Source organism: Pseudomonas batumici (assembly GCF_036585405.1).
In the GTDB taxonomy this organism is placed as follows: domain Bacteria; phylum Pseudomonadota; class Gammaproteobacteria; order Pseudomonadales; family Pseudomonadaceae; genus Aquipseudomonas; species Aquipseudomonas batumici.
Map to the genome: position 1 here is coordinate 87561 of NZ_CP144470.1, position 20367 is coordinate 107927.

Consider the following 20367-nt stretch of genomic DNA (forward strand, 5'->3'; position numbering starts at 1 on the left):
CGGTGCAAACGCCAAAGGCCCGCGCGGGGCTTTCAGCTTGCCGGCTGCGGCCTGTTCTGCCGCAACGCGTGGCTTGACGCGCCTGAATCAGGCCAAGGTCTGGTGGTACTTTTTCAGACGGTAGGCAAATTGCGCACGACTCAATCCCAGCAGGCGTGCCGCTGCCGCCAGATTCCCTGCGCTCTGTTGCAGCGCTTCGTCGAGCAGGCGTGACTCCAGCCCTTCGATGGAGAAACCCTGCTCCAGCCGGGTCAGGGTTTCCAGCAGGGCCGGGCGCGGCTGTGTGCCGGCAGGGCTCTGGTCGATGGCCGCCAGGCTGCCGTTGTCGTCCAGGGAGTACAGCTCCTGGGGGATGGGTTCGTTGCGAAACAAGTGGATCAGGTCGATGGCCTGACCTTCTTCGCTGGCGATCAGGCCGCGCTCCACCAGGTTCTGCAGTTCCCGCACGTTGCCGGGGAAGTCGTAGCGCAGCAGCGCCTTGAGCGCGCGCATGGTCAGCCCGGCGGGCTTGCGCGCGTAGTCCTGGCAGAAGCGCCGCAGGAACGCATTGACCAGCAGCGGGATGTCGTCGCGTCGCTCGCGCAGCGGCGGCAAGGCGATGGGGAAGACGTTCAGGCGGTAGAACAGGTCCTCGCGAAAGTCTCCAGCCGCTACCGCCTGGCGCAGGTCGACGTTGGTGGCCGCCACCACCCGCACATCGACCTTGATCGCCTGCCCGCCACCGACGCGTTCGATCTCTCGCTCCTGCAAGGCACGCAACAGCTTGCCTTGTCCGGGCAGGCTGAGGCTGGCGATTTCATCGAGAAACAGGGTGCCGCCGTGGGCCCGTTCGAAGCGTCCGGGACGTGAATGGGTCGCGCCGGTATAGGCACCGCGTTCGACGCCGAACAGCTCCGCCTCGATCAGATTGTCCGGAATCGCGGCGCAGTTCAGGGCCACGAAAGGCGCCCGGTGGCGTGGGCTGTACTGATGCAACTGGCGGGCAAACAGCTCCTTGCCGACGCCTGACTCGCCGCTGAACAGCACCGTTGCAGGCGTTGGCGCCACGCGTTGCAAGGCGAGGGTAGCGGCATTGAAGGCGGCGCTGGCACCGATGGGCTTCGGCCCGCCGGCTATTTCGCTGTCGTCCTGGGGCGCGGTTGCCGGGGTCGGGGTTTGCTGGGTGGAGCTGCTGGAGGGGGAGGCCGTGAGATAACTCAGGTCCTGTTCGACATCGCCCCATTGCTCGGCGGTCTTGCCGACCACCCGGCAGGTCGCGTGGCCCATGCCCCGGCACTCGGTTTCACGGAAGATCACCAGGCGGCCGAACAGCCCACTGACGTAACCGATGGCATAGCCCAGTTCGGTCCAGCACACCGGGTCCTGGCCGATCCCGTAGGCGGCGATATGTTCGTCGGCTTCGCAGGAGTGATGCCAGAGGAATTCCCCTTCGTAGAAGCCGGAGTCGGCATCGAACTTGAAGTGCAGGGGTTCGACCTTGGTCATGCCTTCGAGGGTGTGCAGGCGCGTGCCGGCGGAGAAAATCGCCGCGGCATCGGCGTCCGGCCAGCGCTCACGGATCAGTCGGGCATCCCGTGCGCCGGACAGGTAGCCGGTACGGGTAAACAGGCCACGGGTTTGCTCCAGCCCCTGGCGATCGATGATCTCCCGGCGCAGCGCGCCGAAGGATGAACTGTGCAGGAGCAGCATGCGCTGGTCGTTGAGCCAGATGCGGCCGTCGACCGGTGAGAAGAACAGGCATTCGGTCAGCTCGGCCAGGGTCGGTGAGTTGCCCTCGGCCAGTTGGCTGCTGTCACCCCTTGGCGAGAAATCCTCTTCCAGCACCGCGAGATCCGGGAACAGCGAATGGGGATTGTTCATTGTTATGCCCCTGGGCGAGTTGACTGATCGAAATGATCAACTGCGGAAATAGTTATTAAACATAACTTTATCATTTGGACAAGTGCTGCGGTGTCGGGCGCGTATCGGGTCTGCGGCTCAATCCACGGCTCCTCCTCTCGAACCCTCAGGCCAGAGCCTTCGCCGCCCAAAGAACGGCGGGATGGCGGAAATCGGCATGCCCCTTGCTCTAGTGCTTTCACCACGCAGACGACTTCAGCGCTTGAGCAAGGCGGTGTCGGGCGATGACAAACACAAGAGCCGGGAGGCCGAAATGGCGGTAAGTGAACCCTCTGATTTCCTGCAGGACGCGTTGTGGTGTGAACGCATTTTCACTGGCGACTGGATACGCCCGTTGGGCGGCAGCAATAGCGTCCGTGAGCCGGCCACCGGTGAGGTGCTGACGGTCACCGGACTGGCCGATGCGGCGGACATTGCCTTTGCCAGCCTGACCGCTGCCCGCGTTCAGCCGGCCTGGGCGGCATTGGGGCCACGGGAGCGTGCGCAGATCTTCCGCAAGGCGGCAGCGCTGGCCCAGCAACACTTCGCCGAGCTGGCGCTGTACATCGCCCGGGAAAGCGGCGGCAGCCTGTTCAAGGGCGAGCATGAGGTGCGGGAGGCGATCGTCTTGCTGCATCAGGCCGCCGGTCTGCTTTCGCAGCCCCATGGTCTGGTCCTGCCCAGCGAGGCGGGCCGCTTGTCCTATGCCCGTCGCTTGCCCCACGGCGTGGTCGGGGTGATCTCGCCGTTCAACTTCCCCCTGGTGCTCTCGCTGCGTTCGGTGGCGCCGGCGCTGGCGGCCGGCAATGCCGTGGTGCTCAAACCCGATCCGCAGACCCCGGTCAGTGGCGGCTTCATCATTGCCCGGCTGTTCGAGGCCGCCGGTCTGCCCAAGGGCCTGTTGCAGGTGTTGCCGGGTGCCGCGCCGGCCGGTGAGGCGCTGTGCCGCGACCCGCATGTACGGATGATCGCGTTCACCGGTTCCACCGCCGCGGGACGCAAGGTTGCGGAGCTGGCGGGTCGTCATCTGAAGAAAGTGGCCCTGGAGTTGGGCGGCAAGAACTCGCTGATCGTGCTCGAAGACGCCGATCTCGACCTGGCGGCAAGCAATGCCGCCTGGGGCGCCTGGTTGCATCAGGGGCAGATCTGCATGGCCACCGGACGCATCCTGGCCCATGAATCGATCGCTCAGGAACTGGTCCGCCGACTGGCCGAGAAAGCCCGGGCGATCACGGTCGGCAACGCTGCTCGCGGCGAGGCGGTGTTGGGACCGCTGATCAACAAGCACCAGTTGCAACGCGTGCATGAAATCGTCACGGACAGTCTGAGTACCGGGGCAACCCTGGAAGCGGGCGGCCAGTTTGACCAGCTCTTCTACCCAGCCACGGTGCTTTCCGGCGTACGTCCGGGCATGCGCGCGTTCGACGAGGAGATCTTCGGCCCGGTGGCCACGGTGGTGAGTTTTGCCAGTGACGAGGAGGCCATCGAACTGGCCAATCGCACCGAGTACGGCTTGTCGGCGGCGATCATCTCGCCTTCGCTCGGACGCGCGATGGCGATGGGCGAGCGACTCAATTGCGGCCTGCTGCATATCAATGATCAGACGGTGGCCGACGAATGCATCAATCCATTCGGCGGGCGTGGCAGTTCGGGAAATGCCGGCAGCGTTGGCGGCCCGGCCGACTGGGACGAATACACCCAATGGCAATGGGTGACGGTCAAGGACACCGCACCGCGCTACCCGTTCTGAGGAAGACCGGCTGAAGAGGGCGATCGGCCAACCGGGTGAGCCCACAAAAACAATAAGAGGACACAACATGAAGCTCGACAACAAGATTGTGCTGGTGACCGGGGTCTCCTCGGGTATCGGCGCCGCCACGGCAAGCCTGCTGCGCAGCCACGGTGCCCAGGTGATCGGCGTAGATCTGCAGGCCCCGCACATGACCCTCGACGGCTTTGTCCAGGGCGATCTGGGCAGCGCCGAGAGCATCGACCGGCTATTGCCGCAACTCCCCGCACGGATCGATAGCCTGTGCAATATCGCCGGGGTTCCGGGCACCGCGAACCCGCAACTGCTGGCGCGGGTCAACTACCTCGGCTTGCGTCACCTGAGCCGCGCGCTGCTGCCGCGCATCGCGGCCGGCGGCAGCATCGTCAATATCGCCTCGATCCTCGGCGCGGAGTGGCCGCTGCGCCTGGAGCTGCACAAGGAACTGGCGCGCATCGACACCTTCGCCGACGCGCAAGCCTGGCTGGCCGGGCACCCGGTACCGGACGAGACCTGCTACCAGTATTTCAAGGAGGCCTTGATCGTCTGGAACTATCTGCAGGCCCAGCCCTGGTTCCTCGAGCATTCGGTGCGCATGAACAGTGTGGCGCCGGGCCCGGTGTTCACCCCCATCCTCGGCGACTTCGTGAGCATGCTCGGCGAGGCCCGGACCCAGGCCGATGCCCATCGCATGAAACGTCCCGGTTATGCCGATGAGGTGGCGGCGGTGATTGCCTTCCTGTGCGCTGACGAGTCGCGCTGGATCAACGGCGTCAACCTGGCGGTCGATGGCGGATTGGCCTCCACCTACATCTGAAACGCAAACCCGTAGACAGCGGCGCAAGCCGCTACCCGAGCGTGTTGGCTGGCGCCATGCGTGCAAAGCCATGCCAAAAATAAAAATAATGAGGAGCGTCCATGGACAACGTTATAGGTGGCTTTCGTTTCAGGCAGTGCGCCCTGTTTCTGGCGTTATGCAGCGCGGGGGCGATGGTCGAAAGGGCCGAGGCCATGCAAATGGACCTCGGTGACTCCGACTGGAAACTGCGCTGGGACAACACCATCAAGTACAGCCAGGCCTGGCGTCTGCAAGGGCAGGACAGTCGCCTGACCCATGCGCCGACCGCCAATGGCCTGTATCCCTCGATCCAGAGCCAGGGCGATAAAAACTTCGATCGTGGCCTGGTTTCCAACCGCCTGGATCTGTTTTCCGAAATGGACCTCAGTCGGCAAAACTACGGGCTGCGGGTCAGCGGCGCGGCCTGGTACGACGATGTCTACAACAAGAGCACCGACAGCCGCGAGCAACCGCATTTCCTCAGTGAGACCCGCAAGCTCAATGGCCGCGACGCCGAAATCCTCGACGCCTTCGTGTTCCTGCGCGGTGACCTCGGCGACGACTCCCAGGGAGTGGTGCGCCTGGGTCGGCACAGCCTGGTCTACGGCGAAAGCCTGTTCTACGGCGGCAACGGCATCGCCAATGCCCAGGGCCCGACCGATGTGATCAAGTTGCTCAGCGTGCCGGGGACCCAGTTCAAGGAGATCCTGCGTCCGGTCAACCAGATCTCCGGGCAGTTGCAGATCAACCCGCAGTTGTCGGTGGGTGCCTACTACCAGTTCGAGTGGGAGCGCTCCAACCTGCCCGGTGCCGGCAGCTACCTGAGCGATGTCGATGCCATCGGCTATGGCAGCGGTCCGTTGCGTGAGGTGTTCGGCAACGACACGGTGAATGCCGGCGATCTGAAACCGAGGAATTCGGGGCAGGGCGGCATGCAGATCCGCTTCAAACCGAGCGGGACCGAGCTGGAACTGGGTTTCTATGCCGCGCAGTATCACGACAAAACCCCGATCGGCTTGTACGCCTACCTCGACGGCCCGGCCGCGGCGGCAACAGGGTTGCCGATCCTGGGCGCTTACCGCCAGGTCTATGCCGAAGATATCCGCACGGCCGGCATCAGCTTCTCCACTGCCCATGGCCCCTTCAACTTCGCCGGTGAAACCTCGGTGCGCTGGAATGCGCCGCTGGTGAGCAATCTGCAAGTGGTGACCCCGGGCATGCTGGCCGACGGCGACGACCATTCGCTGTTTGCCCGGGGCAAGACCGCCCACGCCAACCTGTCGGCGATCTATCTGTTGTCGCCGACGGCCTTCTGGGATGGCGGTTCGGCCCTGGCCGAACTGGCCTGGAACCGCACCCTGAGCATCAGCGAGAACGCCAAGGCCCTGGATTCCAACACCACCCGCGATGCCACGGCGCTACGGGTGCTGGTGGAGCCGGCGTATTTCCAGATTGTCGACGGGATCGACCTGACCGTGCCGATTGGCATGGGTGTGGTGCTCGACGGGCGCTCATCGGCGGTCAACAAATCGGGCTTTGGCAATACCCACTCCGGTGACTGGAGTGTCGGGCTCAAGGCGACTTATCTGCAGCGCTGGGATGTCGGCCTGAACTACGTGAACTTCTTCGGCGCGCCGAAAGCCGGGCTGCGCGAGGACGGCAATTTCAGCTACGGGCAATCGCTGGCCGACCGCGACTTCGTCTCGCTCTATGTGAAAACTTCATTCTAATAACAAGGTGGATTCGCCATGCGCAACATTACTTTTTTCAACACCTGTGTCCTTGGCCTGGCCCTTGCCGGTGTGGGCCTGGCGCAGGCGGCGGTATCGCCTGAACAGGCTGCACGCTTGAAGTCCGAACTGACGCCGCTCGGTGGCCAGCGTGCCGGCAACGCCGATGGCAGCATCCCAGCCTGGGAGGGCGGCTACACCAAGGTCGCGCCAGGCTACAAGCCGGGTGACAAACGTCCTGATCCCTTCGCCGGCGAGAAACCGCTGTACTCGATCAAGGCCGCGAACATGCAGCAGTACGCCGGCGAACTGGCCGAAGGCACCAAGATCCTGTTGAAGAAATACCCGGACTATCGCCTGGACGTGTACCCGACTCACCGCTCGGCAGCCGCCCCGCAATGGGTCTATGACAACACTGCGAAGAATGCCGGCCGCGCCGCGCTGGATGTCGAGAGCGAAAAAGTGACCGGTGCCTATGGGGGTATCCCGTTTCCGATTCCGGACAACGGCGCGCAGGTCCTGTGGAACTACCGGTTGTCCTGGCAGGGCGGCGACACCATCAGTTCGCCGTTCGACACCTGGCTGATGACCTCGGGTGGCAAGAAAGTCCAGGCCACCCGGGCGCTGTACACCTACCAGTTTCCTTACTACATCGAAAACGGCGGGCCGGAAAACTTCTCCGGAAAATACCTGATGGGCAAACTGTTCACCGAGCTGCCGTCGTCCAAGGCCGGCGAAGGCCTGATGACCCATTGGGACCTGGACCCGGCCAATCGTGCGGCCTGGCAGTATCTTGTCGGTCAGCGCCGGGTGCGTCGGGCGCCGAATATTGCCTATGACACCCCGGACTTCGTCACCTCCGGTGTCGGTCTGTTCGACGAAGCCTTCATGCTCTTCGGGCCGACCGACCGCTACGACCTCAAGCTGATGGGCAAGAAAGAGCTGATCGTGGCTTACAACAATAACCGCGCCGGCCTGGCCAAGAGCGACGAACTGCTCAAACCGAACTTCCTCAACCCTGACCTTGTGCGTTGGGAGAAACATCGGGTCTGGGTGGTCGAGGCCACGCTCAAGTCCGGCAAGCGCCATGTGGTGCCGCGTCGGACCTACTACATCGACGAGGACTCCTGGCAGATCCTGATGGCCGACGGTTATGACGCCCAGGGCAAGCTGGGGCGCCAGATGTATTCGCTGACGCTGCTGGCGCCGGACCTGCCGGCGCTCACCGCACAGGTCATGTGGGGCAGCTACAACCTCGACACCGGCGCCTACTTCCTCAACTCCTCGAGCAATGACCTGGCGGTCCAGTACCAGAAAGTCGCGAAACCTTCGGCGTCCTTCTTCACGCCGGATGCCATGGCCAACGAAAACATGCGTTGAACCCTGGGTGGCCGCGCGGGCGAGCAGCTCGTCGCGGTCGCCGGTGACTTTCCAAGCGGGATAAAGACATGAACGTTGAAACACTCTTTGCGCGTTTCGGCCGGCGATGGGGCCCCTGCGCCCTGGCGTTGCATCTGTTGGCGAGCACGTCCGTGGCTGCCCAGGCCGCGACGTTCGCGGTCCTTCAGCAGCCGGCATTGCCGACCGCCAAGGCCCAGCGCGGGGTATTGCTCGGTTTGGCCCGGGCCGGGGAGCGTTTGGTGGCGGTCGGTGAGCGCGGCAGCGTACTGCTCTCGGACGACTCGGGGAAAACCTGGCGCCAGGCCAGCGTGCCGGTCAGTGTCAGCCTGACGGCGGTGCAGTTCGTCGATGCCGAGCAGGGTTGGGCTGTCGGTCATCTGGGGGTGGTATTGCACAGCGAGGATGGCGGTGAAACCTGGCACAAACAGCTCGACGGCGAGCGTGCCGCCGCGTTGGCGGTGCAGGCTGCGCAGCGCGATGCCGAGCAACCGGGTGGTGCCGGCAACCTGGAGCAGGCCCGGCATTTATTGGCTGACGGACCGGACAAGCCGTTTCTCGACCTGTACTTCAGGGATCGACTGCACGGCTACATCGTCGGTGCCTACAACCAGATCTATCGCACCGAAGACGGTGGGCGCAGCTGGCAGCCCTGGATGCGGCATGTGAACAATCCCCAGGGCCTGAACCTCTACGGTATCCGTGCCTTGGGCAGTGATCTGTTGCTGGTGGGGGAGCGCGGGCTGCTGTTGCGTTCGAGGGATGCCGGGGATTCGTTCCAGGTCTTGAAATCACCCTATGAAGGCAGTTTTTTCGGACTGCTCGGTACCCGTGAGGGGGCTCTGATTGCCTATGGTTTGCGCGGCAACGCCTGGTGGTCCGATGACCGTGGCGACAGTTGGCGGCGCCTGGACACCGGTGTCGAGGCAACGCTGGCGAGCGCCATCGAGCTGCAGGACGGCAGCCTGCTGTTGGCCAGCCAGGGCGGTGAGCTCCTGCTCAGCCATGACCAGGGGCGCAGCTTCGATAAACGCCAGAGCCGCAACGGCGCGACGGTCGCGGCCGTGCAACAGGCGGCCGACGGCAGCCTGGCCCGTGTCGGCTTGAGTGGCGTGGCCGTTGACCCGGACTCACCGGCCTCCGGCAAACCTTGAAACTTCACGGTGTAGCGCTATCGGGCCATGGCCCGTGCAACAGGAGTCAGACTTGAAAGACGACAAAACTCAAACCGTGATCGGCCGCCTGGAGCACTTCGACCAGGCTTCGGGCAATTTCGCCGAGCGGGCGATCTTCAACCACCGCCCGTGGGTGATCCTGCTGTGCCTGCTGGTGACCCTGCTGCTCGGTTGGCAGGCGACACGCATCGGCATCAACGCCAGCTATGAGAAAACCATTCCGACCGGGCACCCCTATGTCGCCAACTTCCTGGAAAACCGCAGTGAGCTGAGCGGCCTGGGCAATTCGTTGCGCATTGCCGTGGAGGTCAGGCAGGGCAGCATCTTTACCCGCGACTACCTCGACACGCTGGCCAAACTCAACGACGAACTCTATTTGCTGCCGGGCGTCGACCGGCCCTACATGAAGTCGCTATGGACCCCGACCACGCGCTGGACCGCGGTGACAGAGGAGGGCCTGGATGGCGGTACCGTGATCCCCGACGACTATGACGGTTCTGCCGCGAGTATCGAGCAGGTGCGAACCAACGTCGCCCGCTCCGGTGAGGTCGGTCAGTTGGTCGCTGGCAACTTCAAGTCCAGCGTGATCTTCGTGCCCTTGCTCGACATCAATCCGCAGACCGGCAAGGCCCTGGACTACGGCGAGTTTTCCCGACAACTGGAAGCCCTGCGCGACCAGTACCAGACCGCTGACCTGCGGATTCATATCACCGGGTTCACCAAGATCGCCGGCGATCTGATCGAGGGCTTGACCCAGGTACTGCTGTTCTTCGTGGTGGCGGTGCTGGTGACCGTGGTGGTGCTCTACGGCTACACCCGTTGCGCGCGCAGCACCCTGGTGGTGGTGACGTGTTCGCTGGTGGCGGTGCTCTGGCAGCTGGGTCTGCTCGCCATCCTCGGTTATGAGTTGGACCCGTACTCGGCGCTGGTGCCGTTTCTGGTGTTCGCCATCGGCATGAGCCATGGCGCGCAGAAGATGAACGGCATCATGCAGGATGTCGGTCGCGGTACCCACCGGGTGGTGGCCGCGCGTTATACCTTCCGCCGGCTGTTCGCCGCCGGCATGACCGCGTTGCTCTGTGATGCGGTGGGCTTCGCGGTGTTGCTACTGATCAATATCCGGGTGATCCAGGACCTGGCGATCACTGCCAGCCTCGGCGTGGCCGTGCTGATCTTCACCAACCTGATCCTGCTGCCGATCCTGCTCAGCTATATCGGCGTCAGCCCGGCAGCGGCGCAACGCAGCCTGAGTTCGGAAACCGCTGCGCTACAGGCACGGATCAAGCATCCGTTGTGGCGCTTTCTCGACCGGTTCACCGGGCGGCGCTGGGCCATTGGCGCCATGCTGGGCGGCCTGCTGCTGGCGGCGTTCGGTTTTGCCGTGAGCCTGCAGCTGAAGATCGGCGATCTCGATCCCGGCGCCCCGGAGTTGCGGGTTGACTCACGCTACAACCGCGATGCGCAGTTCATGACCGGCAACTATGCGGCCAGCTCGGATATCTTCGTGGTCATGATCAAGACGCCGGAGGATCAGTGCACCCGCTACGCTAGCCTCTCCGCGGTGGATGAACTGGCCTGGCGGTTGGAACAACTTCCAGGGGTGGAGTCGACCACCTCGATGGCGGCGCTGAGCAAGATCGCCACGGTCGGCTACAACGAAGGCAATTTCAAATGGTATGACCTGATCCCCAATGACGGCGCGCTGGGGGCGGTACAGACCCGGGCACCGCGGGAACTGTTCAATCAGGGCTGCTCGATGCTGTCGCTGTACGTTTACCTGGCCGATCACAAGGCCGACACCCTGAGTCGGGTGGTGGCGGCCAGCGAGACATTCATTGCCACGCATCCGGTGCCGGAGGTCAAGTTCATGCTGGCCGCTGGCAGCGCCGGGATCGAAGCCGCGACCAATATCGTGGTGAAGAAATCCATGCATGAGATGCTGTTCTGGGTGTATGGCGCGGTCAGCCTGTTATGCCTGCTGACCTTTCGCAGTTGGCGTGCGACCCTTTGCGCGATGCTGCCGCTGATGCTCACCTCGATCCTTTGCGAGGCGCTGATGGTCGCCCTGGGAATGGGGGTGAAAGTCGCGACACTGCCGGTGATCGCCCTCGGCGTGGGCATCGGCATCGACTATGCGCTCTATGTCCTGAGCGTGATCCTGGCGCGGATGCGCGCCGGTGACAGCCTGGCCCAGGCCTATTACCAGGCGCTGCTGTTCACCGGCAAGGTGGTGTTGCTGACGGGTATGACCCTGGCGGTGGCGGTGTCGACCTGGGCTTTCTCGCCGATCAAGTTCCAGGCCGACATGGGCATCCTGCTGGCCTTCATGTTCCTGGTGAACATGCTCGGTGCCCTGATCCTGCTGCCGGCGTTGGCTTGGCTGTTGCTGCCGCGCAAGGTCTTCGCGAAAAAGCCCGAGGCGAGTCTGCTGGTGCAGTGACTGGAGCTGCTTAACAAGCTGAAAAACATCAAACCCTGAGTGTGCTTCCACACTGGTGCAGCAGATCTATCTGATTTGCCGGCACCAATGTGCGCAGGGTTTTGTAGAGCGCGCGGGTTTCCAGCAGGTTCCACACCCGCAGCATGGTTTCCAGCGCATCCAGTGGTTTGCTGATGAAGTCCTTGGCCCCAGCGACAGCGCCCGCAGGCGGGTGTCGCGGGTGGCATCGGCGGTGAGCACGAGGATCGGCAGGTATTCGCCGCCCGGGATGCGGCGGTTGAGCTGTTCAAGGATGGCGAACCCGTCGAACTCGGGCATGTGCAGGTCGAGAATCACCAAGTCCGGCTCGAAGCTGTTGAACAGGTCCAGGGTGCGCAGCGGCTGGGTGCTGCTCAGCACGTTGGTCAGCCCCTCGCGCACCAGCAGTTGCTCCATCAGATCGAGATTGGGGCGTTGGTCATCGATGATCAGAATGCGTAGGTCGGTGTTCACGCGCGCTCCGGAAGGTGCTGGTCGAGGTGGGCGAGGAATGAGGGAATATGAATCGGTTTGCTCAGCACCGCCGTGGCGCCCGCTTCGCACAGGGCCAGGCGAGTGGGCTCGCTGGCGTCGGCAGTGATCATCAGCACCGGGGTGCTTCGGGTGATCGATGACTGGCGCAAGCGCTGCAGGACATTCAATCCGTCGATATCCGGCAAGGAGACGTCCAGCAGAATCAGTTGCGGCGCGTGTTGCGCGGCGAGGTCGAGCCCCAGTTGCCCTTGCATGCTGGACAGCAGTTTGATCCCGGGGCGCCGTTGCAGCAGTGTTTCGATCAGCGCCAGGCTGGAGAGATTGTCCTCGATGTACAAGACCAGGCCACGGAAGTCCGGGCCGGCGAGGGCGGGGATTCCCGGGTGGTTGTCGACGGGCGGGGCGCTCGGTTCGACGCTTTCCTGCAAGCGGACAAAAGGCAGTTCCAGGGTGAATCTGGAGCCGACGCCGGCCTGGCTTTGCACGGTCAAACTGCCTTGCATCATTTCCAGCAGGTTCTTGCTCAGCGCCAGGCCAAGGCCGCTGCCTTCCACGTTCGGGTCGATTTCCAGGCGCTCGAACGGCTTGAACAGTTGATCGAGGCGATCGGCGGCAATGCCCTTGCCGGTATCGCTGACCGACACGGCGATGCGCTGTTGCTCCACCTTGACGTCGATGCTGACCTGACCCTGGGGCCGGTTGTACTTGATGGCGTTGGACAGCAGGTTCAACAGCACCTGGGTCAGGCGTTGTCGATCGGCGACGATGCCGCTGTCGGCGGTCAGCGTCGGCAACGGCAACAGGCGGATGCCGGCGTCGGCGGCCATCGGCGAGACCAGTGTCAGGGCTTCCTGCAGGGCGATCGCCAAGGGCACGGACTCGATGTTCAGCGGCAGGTGCCCGGATTCGATCCTGGCGATGTCCAGCACTTCGTTGATCAGGGTCAGCAGGTGCTTGCCGGCCCGCAGGATATGCCCGATCTGCGCCTTTTGCCCTTGGGTCGAGTCCATCTCCAGCAGTTGTGCAAAGCCCAGGATCGAGTTGAGTGGTGTGCGCAGTTCGTGGCTCATGCGCGACAGGAACTCGCTTTTCGCCCGGCTGGCACGCTCCGCCTCCTCGCGAGCGGTGCTCAGCGCCATCTCGGCCGCACGGCGATCGGTAATGTCCCGGGTGATTTTGGAGAAGCCGCGCAAGGCACCGCTGCTGTCGTATTGCGCGGTGATCACCACGCTGGCCCAGAAGCGGCTGCCATCCTTGCGCCTGCGCCAGGCCTCCTCCATGTAGTGACCGTCGCGAGTGGCCTCGCGCAGTGCCAGTTCGGGATGCTGCGGGCACTCCTGCGGCAGGTAGAACAGCGAGAAGTGCTGGCCGATGATTTCCTGTTCCGTGTAACCCTTGATCCGCTCGGCGCCGGCGTTCCAGCTGGTGACGAAGCCCCGGGTATCGAGGGCGAAGATCCCATAGTCCTTCACCCCGTCGATGATCAGCCGCAAACGCTCTTCATTGTCGCGCAGCGCCCGCTCGCGTTCGGCCAGCAGCAGCCCGGCCTCCACCAGGCGGCTGCCCAACTGGCCGATCTCGTCGTTCTCCGGCGGCTGCGGCAGTAACGGCTGGCCGAGGGCCAGGCGTTGGGCGTTGCCCTGTACGTGCTGTACCCGGGCGACGATCCCTTTGGACAGGAGCAGTACCGCAACGACGGCGCCGAACAGCCCGCAGAGGGCGGCCAGCAGGGTCGAAAGCAGCAGGCGCTGGCGGGTTGCGGCAGCGGCGGCGGTGCGTTCGGCCAGCAGCGTGTCCTCAAGGGTCAGGATGCTGCCGATGTGCTCGCGCAATTCGTCGAGGATGTATTTGTTGTTGATCAGGATGCTGGTGATCGACTCGGGACTCGCCTCACGGTCAGCGAGCATTTCCTCCAGACCACCGATTTTGCTGTTGATCAGCGGCGTAATGGCTTTCAGTTGCTCGCGCACCCGTTCATCGCGCACGTTGCCGTCCAGCCGGCGCAGGGCCGATTCGATCAGCGGCTTGGCCTTCAGATAGCCCGGCAGGAAATCCTCGCGGTGGGTCAGCAGATAGCCGCGCACGCTGGCGGCGGCCTCGGCGAGCAAGGTGTGTACGGTCTGGATATCACCTTGCACCCGCAATACCCGGCGCACGTCTTCTTCGGCGTGTGCGGTCTGGCGTTCGGTGATGTAGATCAGCACCAGCGACAGCAACAGGATCACCAGGGGCAGGGAAATCACCACCAGGGCCTTGCCCCGTAGTGGCAGGTCGGCCCAGCGTTTGGCGTAGAACACCTTCATGGTTGCGTCACCAGGCCCAGTGCAATGCCCCGGACCGCGGCCTGGGTTCGATCGGCCGCACCGAGTTTGCCGATGACCCGTTCGACATGGGCCTTGGCCGTGCCGGTGGTAATGCCCAGTGCCTCGCCGATTTCACGGTTACTCATGCCGTTGGCCACCAGCCCGAGCACCTGGCATTCGCGGGCGGTCAGGTTTGTGCAGGGGGTTGCACCGTTGGCATTGCGTTCGGTCATGCGCCGTAGCAAGCGGGTACTGACGGCGTTATTGAGGGCTTCCTCGCCTGCGGCGACGCGTTGCAGGGCGTCGATCACTTCTGCGCGGCTGGCATCCTTGAGCAGATAGCCCACGGCGCCGGCATTCATCGCCGCCTCCAGGTGATCCGGGCTGTCGTCCATGGTGAAGATCACCACTTTCAAGGCGGGCAGGCGCTGCTGAAGCAGTCGTGCCGCGCCCAAGCCGTTAAGCACCGGCATGCGAATGTCGAGAATGACGATGTCGGGCAGCAGCTGTTCACACAGCTCCACGGCTTCCTGACCATTGCAGGCCTGGCCGACCACGTCGAACTGCGGATGGCCGGCCAGCAACGAGACGAAGCCGGTGCGGGTGACCTCATGGTCGTCGGCCAGAACCAGGCGCAGGGCTTGAGTCATTGAGTGGTTTCCTCGAGGTCGAAAGGTACGCTGACATGCAGTTGCGTTCCGCATCCTGCGCGGCTGACGCAAGTGAGCCGTCCGCCCAGCAGGCTGGCGCGCTCTTGCATCGCCGCCAGGCCCAGGTGCCGGCTGTCGCCGGTGTCGAGCGGTTGCCCCATGGCAAAACCTTTGCCGTTATCGTCCACCCGCAGCGAGGCCTGGCCTTCGTGCAGCGCCAGTGCCAGCCGGACCTGGCTGGCCTGGGCATGCTTGAGAATGTTGTTGATCCCTTCCTGGGCAATCCGGAACAAGGCGATCTCCACCGAGTGGGGCAAGCGGGTTTCGCAACGCGTCGTCCAGTGCACGACGATCCCGGCCTCCCGCAGGCGATCGGCTTCCTTGTCGAGCGCCGTCAGCAAGCCGAAATCGTCGAGTACGGTCGGGCGCAGGCCGCCGATCAATTGCCGGCCTTCACCCACGCAGTGCTGGGCCAGGGTCAGGATGGCCTGCAAGTCCGCGTCCAGCGCATCGGGCAGTGGCGGGCAGCGCCCGGCAAAACCCTGCAGGCGCTGATGCAGTCCGGCGAGGGTCTGGGCCAGGCCGTCGTGCAGGTCATAGGCCATGCGTTTGCGTTCATCTTCCTGTGCCCTGAACAACCGATTGACCAGGTCTGACAGGGTGCGATCCCGCGCGATCAGCGCGGTCAGCAGGCGGTCGTTTTCCAGGTGCGCGGCCAGCAGGGTGGCGAGCAGTTGCAGGGATTCGATGTCTTCGTTGTCCGGCGCGCTGATGCCGACGCTGTTGGCCAGCACCAAGGTGCCAAAGGTATCGCCATCACCGCCGCGCAACGGCACCCGCAGCACATTGGACAGGAGCGCTCCCGGCTGTTCATGCCAGCACGGTGTGTGCATCGAGGTGTCCACGCGGCAGTCCAGGCTGCTCAGGCGTTCATGGCTGCCCTGGCTGGCGGTGGTCCTGACCTGTGCATCGGCGTCCCGTTCCAGCAGGATCCCATGGTCCATCGCCAGGAAGGCGCAGGCCCGGGCCAGCACGCGCTGGCGCATGGCAGCAGGGGGCAGCTGGGTCAGCTCCTGCCCGGTATCCACCAACAGCCGCAGGCGCGCTGCGCGACCTTGCGATTGTCGATACTGGGTCCGAATGGCCAGGGCACTGCCGGGGTCATGGGGCGGGTTCTGCATGCTACGGCTCCGGCGCTTACGAGTGGCGCGCCCGTGCGGGCGAGGGCGTCATTAAACCTTGTAAACGGGGCAGGGGCTATCTGCCGAATGGCATAGGCCGATGGCTCCGGTTGGCCGATGGCGGACGGCTTCCTGATCGGCAAAGTGGGCTTATCGAACACCACTGGAGCGTTGTGATGAAACTGAAGACCTTGGCCATCGTCCTGTTTGTTGCCCTGAGTGCCCCGTTTGTGCAGGCGGCAGAGACGGAGCCGTATGTCTACACCGGCGTGGCCGCACAGCCGGAGAATGTGAAGGATCGTGAAATTGCCGGGCTGTTCGACCGTTGGAACACGGCGTTGCAGACGGGGAATGCCCAGGCCGTGGTCGACCTGTATGCCCCGGACGCGGTGCTGCAACCAACGGTGTCCAACAAGGTGCGCACCACACCGGCGGAGATCAAGGACTACTTCGAACACTTCCTGGCGCTCAAGCCGGTGGGCCAGATCAACTACCGCGATATCCACCAACTGGGCAGCAACGTTGCCATGGACAGCGGCGTCTACACCTTCACCCTGACCGAAGCGAACGGCAAGACCCGCCAGGTGCAGGCGCGCTACACCTTCGTCTACGAACAGGTCGAGGGGCAGTGGAAGATCCTCAACCACCACTCTTCGGCGATGCCGGAGACGCAGGCCAAGCACGCGGGGAAATGACCCTGGCCGGTTTCTGACCCATTCTGCCGATCATTTGGCCAGAGCCCCGCTTGAGCGGGGCTTTCTGGCGGGTTCGACATGGTGGCTCGCTCCTACCGTTTGTGATCTATATTCCTTAGCGGACCTGTTGATTATCTCTTTCGCACGGACGCTACAAGGAGAACCAGTCGTCTCCTTGGGTCATGACATCCGGCGGATGCCCGCTAGCCTAGAGTGTTGGTACAACGCAGGGAGCACACGATGTCGATCCAACGGCCAGATGGACTGAGGTCGGCCCCGGCTATCGCAAAGTCCGCGGAGGCCCTTTCCAAGGCCACGAGCGGTCTCTTTCGGCATGGACTGGAGCAGGTCAAGGAAGCCTACATCCTGTTTCCCTTGTTGGCCGCGCTCCTGCTGCTGGTCATCTGGACGACGACGCTGTACCTCATCAACAGCGAACTGGCCCGTGCCCAGCACAGTGCCGCCATGGCCAGCCTGGAGATCGGCGCCACCTATGAAGCGCAAATGCTGCGCGCCGTTCACGAAATCGATCAAACCCTCAAGCTCGTCAAATACACCTATGAGGCCGAGGGTGAGCCCAATCCGCTCCCCCGGCTCAAGGAACGGGCCTTGTTGCCGCCGGCCCTGCTGTTTGACGTGAGTGTGGTCAACCCGGAGGGCGGACTCGTGGCGGGCATCCGGGCGACGGGAAACGCCTCTGACTCGGATGAACTGCAGACGCTGCGGCACGACGATACGCTGTCGATCAGTCGGCCCTGGAAAAATCCGCTGACAGGGGAGTGGCGATTGCGTTTCAGTCGTCGCCTCAATGCGGCGAATGGCACGTTTTCGGGCATCGCCCGGGTCGAGGTCGATGCCGCCTATTTCGTCAGCAGTTATGACGCCTCGAAACTCGGTGATCAGGGCGTACTCGCACTCCTGGGAACCGATGGCATCTTCCGGGTACGGCGCACCGGGGAGTCGGTGCTGGCCGGCGATTCCGTCGACTACGCGGCCCTGGTTCCCGACACCGAGGACACCCGGGCGCTGCTCTCGGCCAATGGCTGGGACGGCGTGCGCCGCTACACCAGTGCCCGTCAGCTCTATGACCTGCCCCTGGCGGTGATTGTCGGGTTATCGGAAGAAGAGCAACTGGCCGCCGTGACCCGGCAAGCGCACACCTACCTGTGGCGGGCCGCGGGGGGTAGCCTGCTGCTGGTGTTGCTGGTCGGCCTGCTGAGCCGGATGAGCTGGCAACTGGCGCAAAGTCGCTTGCGTACCGCCGAAGCCCAGGCCCAGCTGGTCGCGATCGCCCGTCAGGCCGGCATGGCTGAAATCGCGACCAACGTGCTGCATAACGTGGGCAACGTCCTCAATAGCGTAAATGTCTCCGCCGAAGTCATTACCCGCAAACTGCGCAACAGCAAGGCCCTGGGACTCGGTAAGGCGGTGCAGCTGATGAACCAGCATGCCGCGGACCTGGGCCACTTCATCTCCGTTGACGAGAAAGGCAAGCTGCTGCCGGCCTATCTGAGTCAGTTGGTGGACGCTTTGGCGGTCGAACAGAAGAGCATGGCCGACGAACTCGAGCAATTGACCAAAAGCGTCGATCACATCAAGGAAATCGTCGCGGCGCAGCAGTCTTATTCAGGCGCCTCCAGTCTCTGCGAGGCCGTGCAGGTCCAGCAGTTGATAGAGGATGCGGTGCGTATGAACGCCAGCATCATCGCGGCCCGTCAGATCACCGTGGTGAAAGAGTTTGCCGACACGCCCTTGTTGCAACTGGACAAGCACCGCGTGCTGATGATCCTGGTCAACCTGATTAAAAATGCCGGCAGTGCGATGGACAACAAGCCGGATCGCCAGCCGCTGATCACACTGCATACCGAGATGATGCCGGAGCATACCTTGGTGATCAGGGTGATCGACAATGGCGAGGGTATTGCCGCGGAGAACCTGACGCGAATCTTTGCCCATGGTTTCACCACGCGCAAGGATGGCCATGGCTTCGGTTTGCACAGTTGCGTCCTGGCTGCCATGGAGATGGGCGGTGCGTTGAAGGCCCAAAGCGACGGGCCGGGACAGGGTGCGATCTTCACCCTGGAACTGCCCATCAAGGACTGTTGATCCTATGACGCCAAGACTCAATAGGCTGGCGCTGGCGGTGATGACCTTGTATGTCGGCGCCGTCGACGCCGACGATTCCACCCCGCCGATGTTTTCACTGAGCAGTTTCGGCACCGTGGGTATCGTTCATTCCAGCGAGAAAAATGCCGACTTCACCTCCAGCATCTACAAACCCAACGGTGCCGGTCACACCCGCAACTGGGATGCCGATGTCGACAGTCTGGTCGGTGCACAGCTAACGGCCAACTTTACCTCGCAGCTCTCGGCCGTGGTGCAGGTCATCTCCGAGCAGCGTTATGACGACAGCTACCGTCCCGGCCTCGAATGGGCGAACTTCAAGTATCAGTTCACGCCCGATTTCAGTATGCGTGTCGGGCGTACGGTGCAGCCGGCCTTCCTGTTTTCCGATAGCCGCAAGGTGGGTTACACCCTGCCATGGGTGCGTCCGCCGGGGGAGGTCTATAGCATGGTGCCCATCACCAGCACCGATGGCATGGACCTCAGCTACCGGTTGCACTTTGGCGATCTCACCAACACCGTGCAGGGCAATTACGGTCAGAGCGAGCCGCGGCTGCCCCATAACACAGGGAAATCTCTGGCCAGGGACTCGTGGGGCGTATCCAACCTGACCGAATACGGCGCCCTGACCACCCGCGTCACCTACCAGCAGACCCGCTTGACCGTAGAGTCCTTCAACCCACTCTTCGACAGCTTCAGAGCGTTCGGCGACGAGGGCAATGCCATCGCGGATCGCTACGACAGCAAGGGCAAGCGCTTTGAGTTCGTCGGTGTGGGGGCTATCTATGACCCGGGCAAGTGGTTCGCCATGGGCGAATGGGGGTATTTCGACAGCCATTCGATCATAGGCACGCAGAGCGCCTGGTATCTCAGCGCCGGCTACAGGATTGATGCGTTCACGCCCTATGTCACGTATGCGCGGTCCAGGACGCTCAGCGATACCTCCTCCGCGGGTTTGACCACATCGACTTTACCGCCAGACCTGGCGGGGGCGGCGGCAGGCCTCAACGGCGCACTCAATACCATCCTGGCATCGGGCAGCAGCCAGCAAACCCTGTCCGTGGGCGTACGTTGGGATTTCACGAAAAATATGGACGCCAAGCTGCAGTATGACCACACTCGTTTAGGCAGCAGCGCAAGCGGCCCGTTGATCAACCTTCAGCCGGGCTTCGAGCCGGGCGGCACCTTCAGCCTGCTTAGTCTCGCTGTCGATTTTGTCTTCTGATGAGGCCGATCATGCGGTTTCTCAAACGTACTGGATGCGCGATGGCAGGGGTCGTTCTGTACGTCGGCAGCACGCTCGTCATGGCTGATGTGGTGGTGGTCGTCGCCACTGCCAGTCCGGTGAAGGCGCTGGCGAGCAATCAGGTGGCGGATATTTTCCTGGGCAAGGCCAATCGCTTTCCCAGCGGCGCACAGGCCGTTCCGATCGATCAGCCCGAAGGCTCTGTGACCCGCGATGAGTTCTATACCAAGTTCACCGGCAAATCCGCCGCGCAACTCAAGGCCCATTGGTCGAAGATCATTTTCACCGGTAGGGGCCAGCCTCCGGAAACGGTTTCAAATAGCGCGGAAGTCAAAAGACATATCGCCGAGAACCCCAATACCATCGGCTATATCGAGGCGCGAGAAGTGGATGGCAGCGTCAGGGTGGTCCCCGCCGACCCGCAATGA

The 20367-nt window shown here is 63.3% G+C and carries 14 protein-coding genes and 1 pseudogene; 10 read left to right on the top strand and 5 right to left on the bottom strand.

Features of this window, described 5'->3' with window-relative positions:
- Positions 1 to 87: 87 nt before the first annotated feature.
- Positions 88 to 1860, bottom strand: a complete 1773-nt coding sequence (locus NUH87_RS00400) for a sigma 54-interacting transcriptional regulator (RefSeq protein WP_338524188.1) — start codon at positions 1858 to 1860, stop codon at positions 88 to 90.
- Positions 1861 to 2152: 292 nt separating this feature from the next.
- On the opposite strand from NUH87_RS00400, the gene NUH87_RS00405 reads away from it, so the two are divergent.
- The 6 genes from NUH87_RS00405 (at position 2153) to NUH87_RS00430 (ending at position 11227) form a co-directional block, all read left to right on the top strand.
- A complete protein-coding gene (locus NUH87_RS00405) occupies positions 2153 to 3628 on the top strand; it encodes a benzaldehyde dehydrogenase (protein ID WP_338527028.1) in 1476 nt (491 codons plus the stop codon).
- A gap of 67 nt (positions 3629 to 3695) precedes the next feature.
- The gene (locus tag NUH87_RS00410; RefSeq protein ID WP_338524189.1) at positions 3696 to 4463 is read left to right on the top strand and encodes a coniferyl-alcohol dehydrogenase; all 768 of its coding nucleotides are present in this window, start codon (positions 3696 to 3698) and stop codon (positions 4461 to 4463) included.
- A gap of 101 nt (positions 4464 to 4564) precedes the next feature.
- Positions 4565 to 6214 (top strand): DUF1302 domain-containing protein, encoded by a 1650-nt coding sequence (locus tag NUH87_RS00415; protein ID WP_338524190.1) that lies wholly within the window; start codon positions 4565 to 4567, stop codon positions 6212 to 6214.
- An 18-nt stretch (positions 6215 to 6232) separates the two neighbouring features.
- A complete protein-coding gene (locus tag NUH87_RS00420; protein ID WP_338524191.1) occupies positions 6233 to 7594 on the top strand; it encodes a DUF1329 domain-containing protein in 1362 nt (453 codons plus the stop codon).
- Positions 7595 to 7662: 68 nt separating this feature from the next.
- Entirely contained in the window at positions 7663 to 8766 is a 1104-nt protein-coding gene (locus NUH87_RS00425; protein WP_338524192.1) for a WD40/YVTN/BNR-like repeat-containing protein, read from the top strand.
- Positions 8767 to 8818: 52 nt separating this feature from the next.
- A complete protein-coding gene (locus NUH87_RS00430; RefSeq protein WP_338524193.1) occupies positions 8819 to 11227 on the top strand; it encodes an efflux RND transporter permease subunit in 2409 nt (802 codons plus the stop codon).
- 28 nt (positions 11228 to 11255) lie between these two features.
- On the opposite strand, the pseudogene NUH87_RS00435 reads toward NUH87_RS00430, so the two are convergent.
- The 4 genes and pseudogenes from NUH87_RS00435 to NUH87_RS00450 all read right to left on the bottom strand — a co-directional run bounded on the left by NUH87_RS00435 (position 11256) and on the right by NUH87_RS00450 (position 15874).
- Positions 11256 to 11719 (bottom strand): annotated as a pseudogene (locus NUH87_RS00435) (response regulator).
- The gene (locus tag NUH87_RS00440; protein WP_338524195.1) at positions 11716 to 14043 is read right to left on the bottom strand and encodes an ATP-binding protein; all 2328 of its coding nucleotides are present in this window, start codon (positions 14041 to 14043) and stop codon (positions 11716 to 11718) included. Before NUH87_RS00440 ends, NUH87_RS00435 begins: the two are co-directional and overlap by 4 nt.
- On the bottom strand, positions 14040 to 14693 hold the full coding sequence (locus NUH87_RS00445; RefSeq protein ID WP_338524196.1) for a response regulator transcription factor: 654 nt from the start codon (positions 14691 to 14693) through the stop codon (positions 14040 to 14042). Before NUH87_RS00445 ends, NUH87_RS00440 begins: the two co-directional genes overlap by 4 nt.
- The gene (locus NUH87_RS00450) at positions 14690 to 15874 is read right to left on the bottom strand and encodes a sensor histidine kinase (RefSeq protein WP_338524197.1); all 1185 of its coding nucleotides are present in this window, start codon (positions 15872 to 15874) and stop codon (positions 14690 to 14692) included. The genes NUH87_RS00445 and NUH87_RS00450 overlap by 4 nt, the downstream gene beginning before the upstream one ends.
- Positions 15875 to 16050: 176 nt before the next feature.
- Here NUH87_RS00450 and NUH87_RS00455 point away from each other — a divergent pair, with 176 nt between their 5' ends.
- The 4 genes from NUH87_RS00455 (at position 16051) to NUH87_RS00470 (ending at position 20367) form a co-directional block, all read left to right on the top strand.
- A complete protein-coding gene (locus NUH87_RS00455; protein WP_040068834.1) occupies positions 16051 to 16569 on the top strand; it encodes an SgcJ/EcaC family oxidoreductase in 519 nt (172 codons plus the stop codon).
- Between the two features lie 240 nt (positions 16570 to 16809).
- Complete coding sequence (locus tag NUH87_RS00460) at positions 16810 to 18675, top strand: ATP-binding protein (protein WP_338524199.1); 1866 nt, start codon at positions 16810 to 16812, stop codon at positions 18673 to 18675.
- A 4-nt stretch (positions 18676 to 18679) separates the two neighbouring features.
- Positions 18680 to 19918 carry a hypothetical protein gene (locus NUH87_RS00465; protein WP_338524200.1) on the top strand — a complete coding sequence of 413 codons (1239 nt, stop codon included), beginning with the start codon at positions 18680 to 18682 and terminating at the stop codon, positions 19916 to 19918.
- Between the two features lie 11 nt (positions 19919 to 19929).
- Positions 19930 to 20367, top strand: coding sequence for a phosphate ABC transporter substrate-binding protein (locus NUH87_RS00470; RefSeq protein WP_084615079.1), 438 nt, complete (start codon positions 19930 to 19932; stop codon positions 20365 to 20367).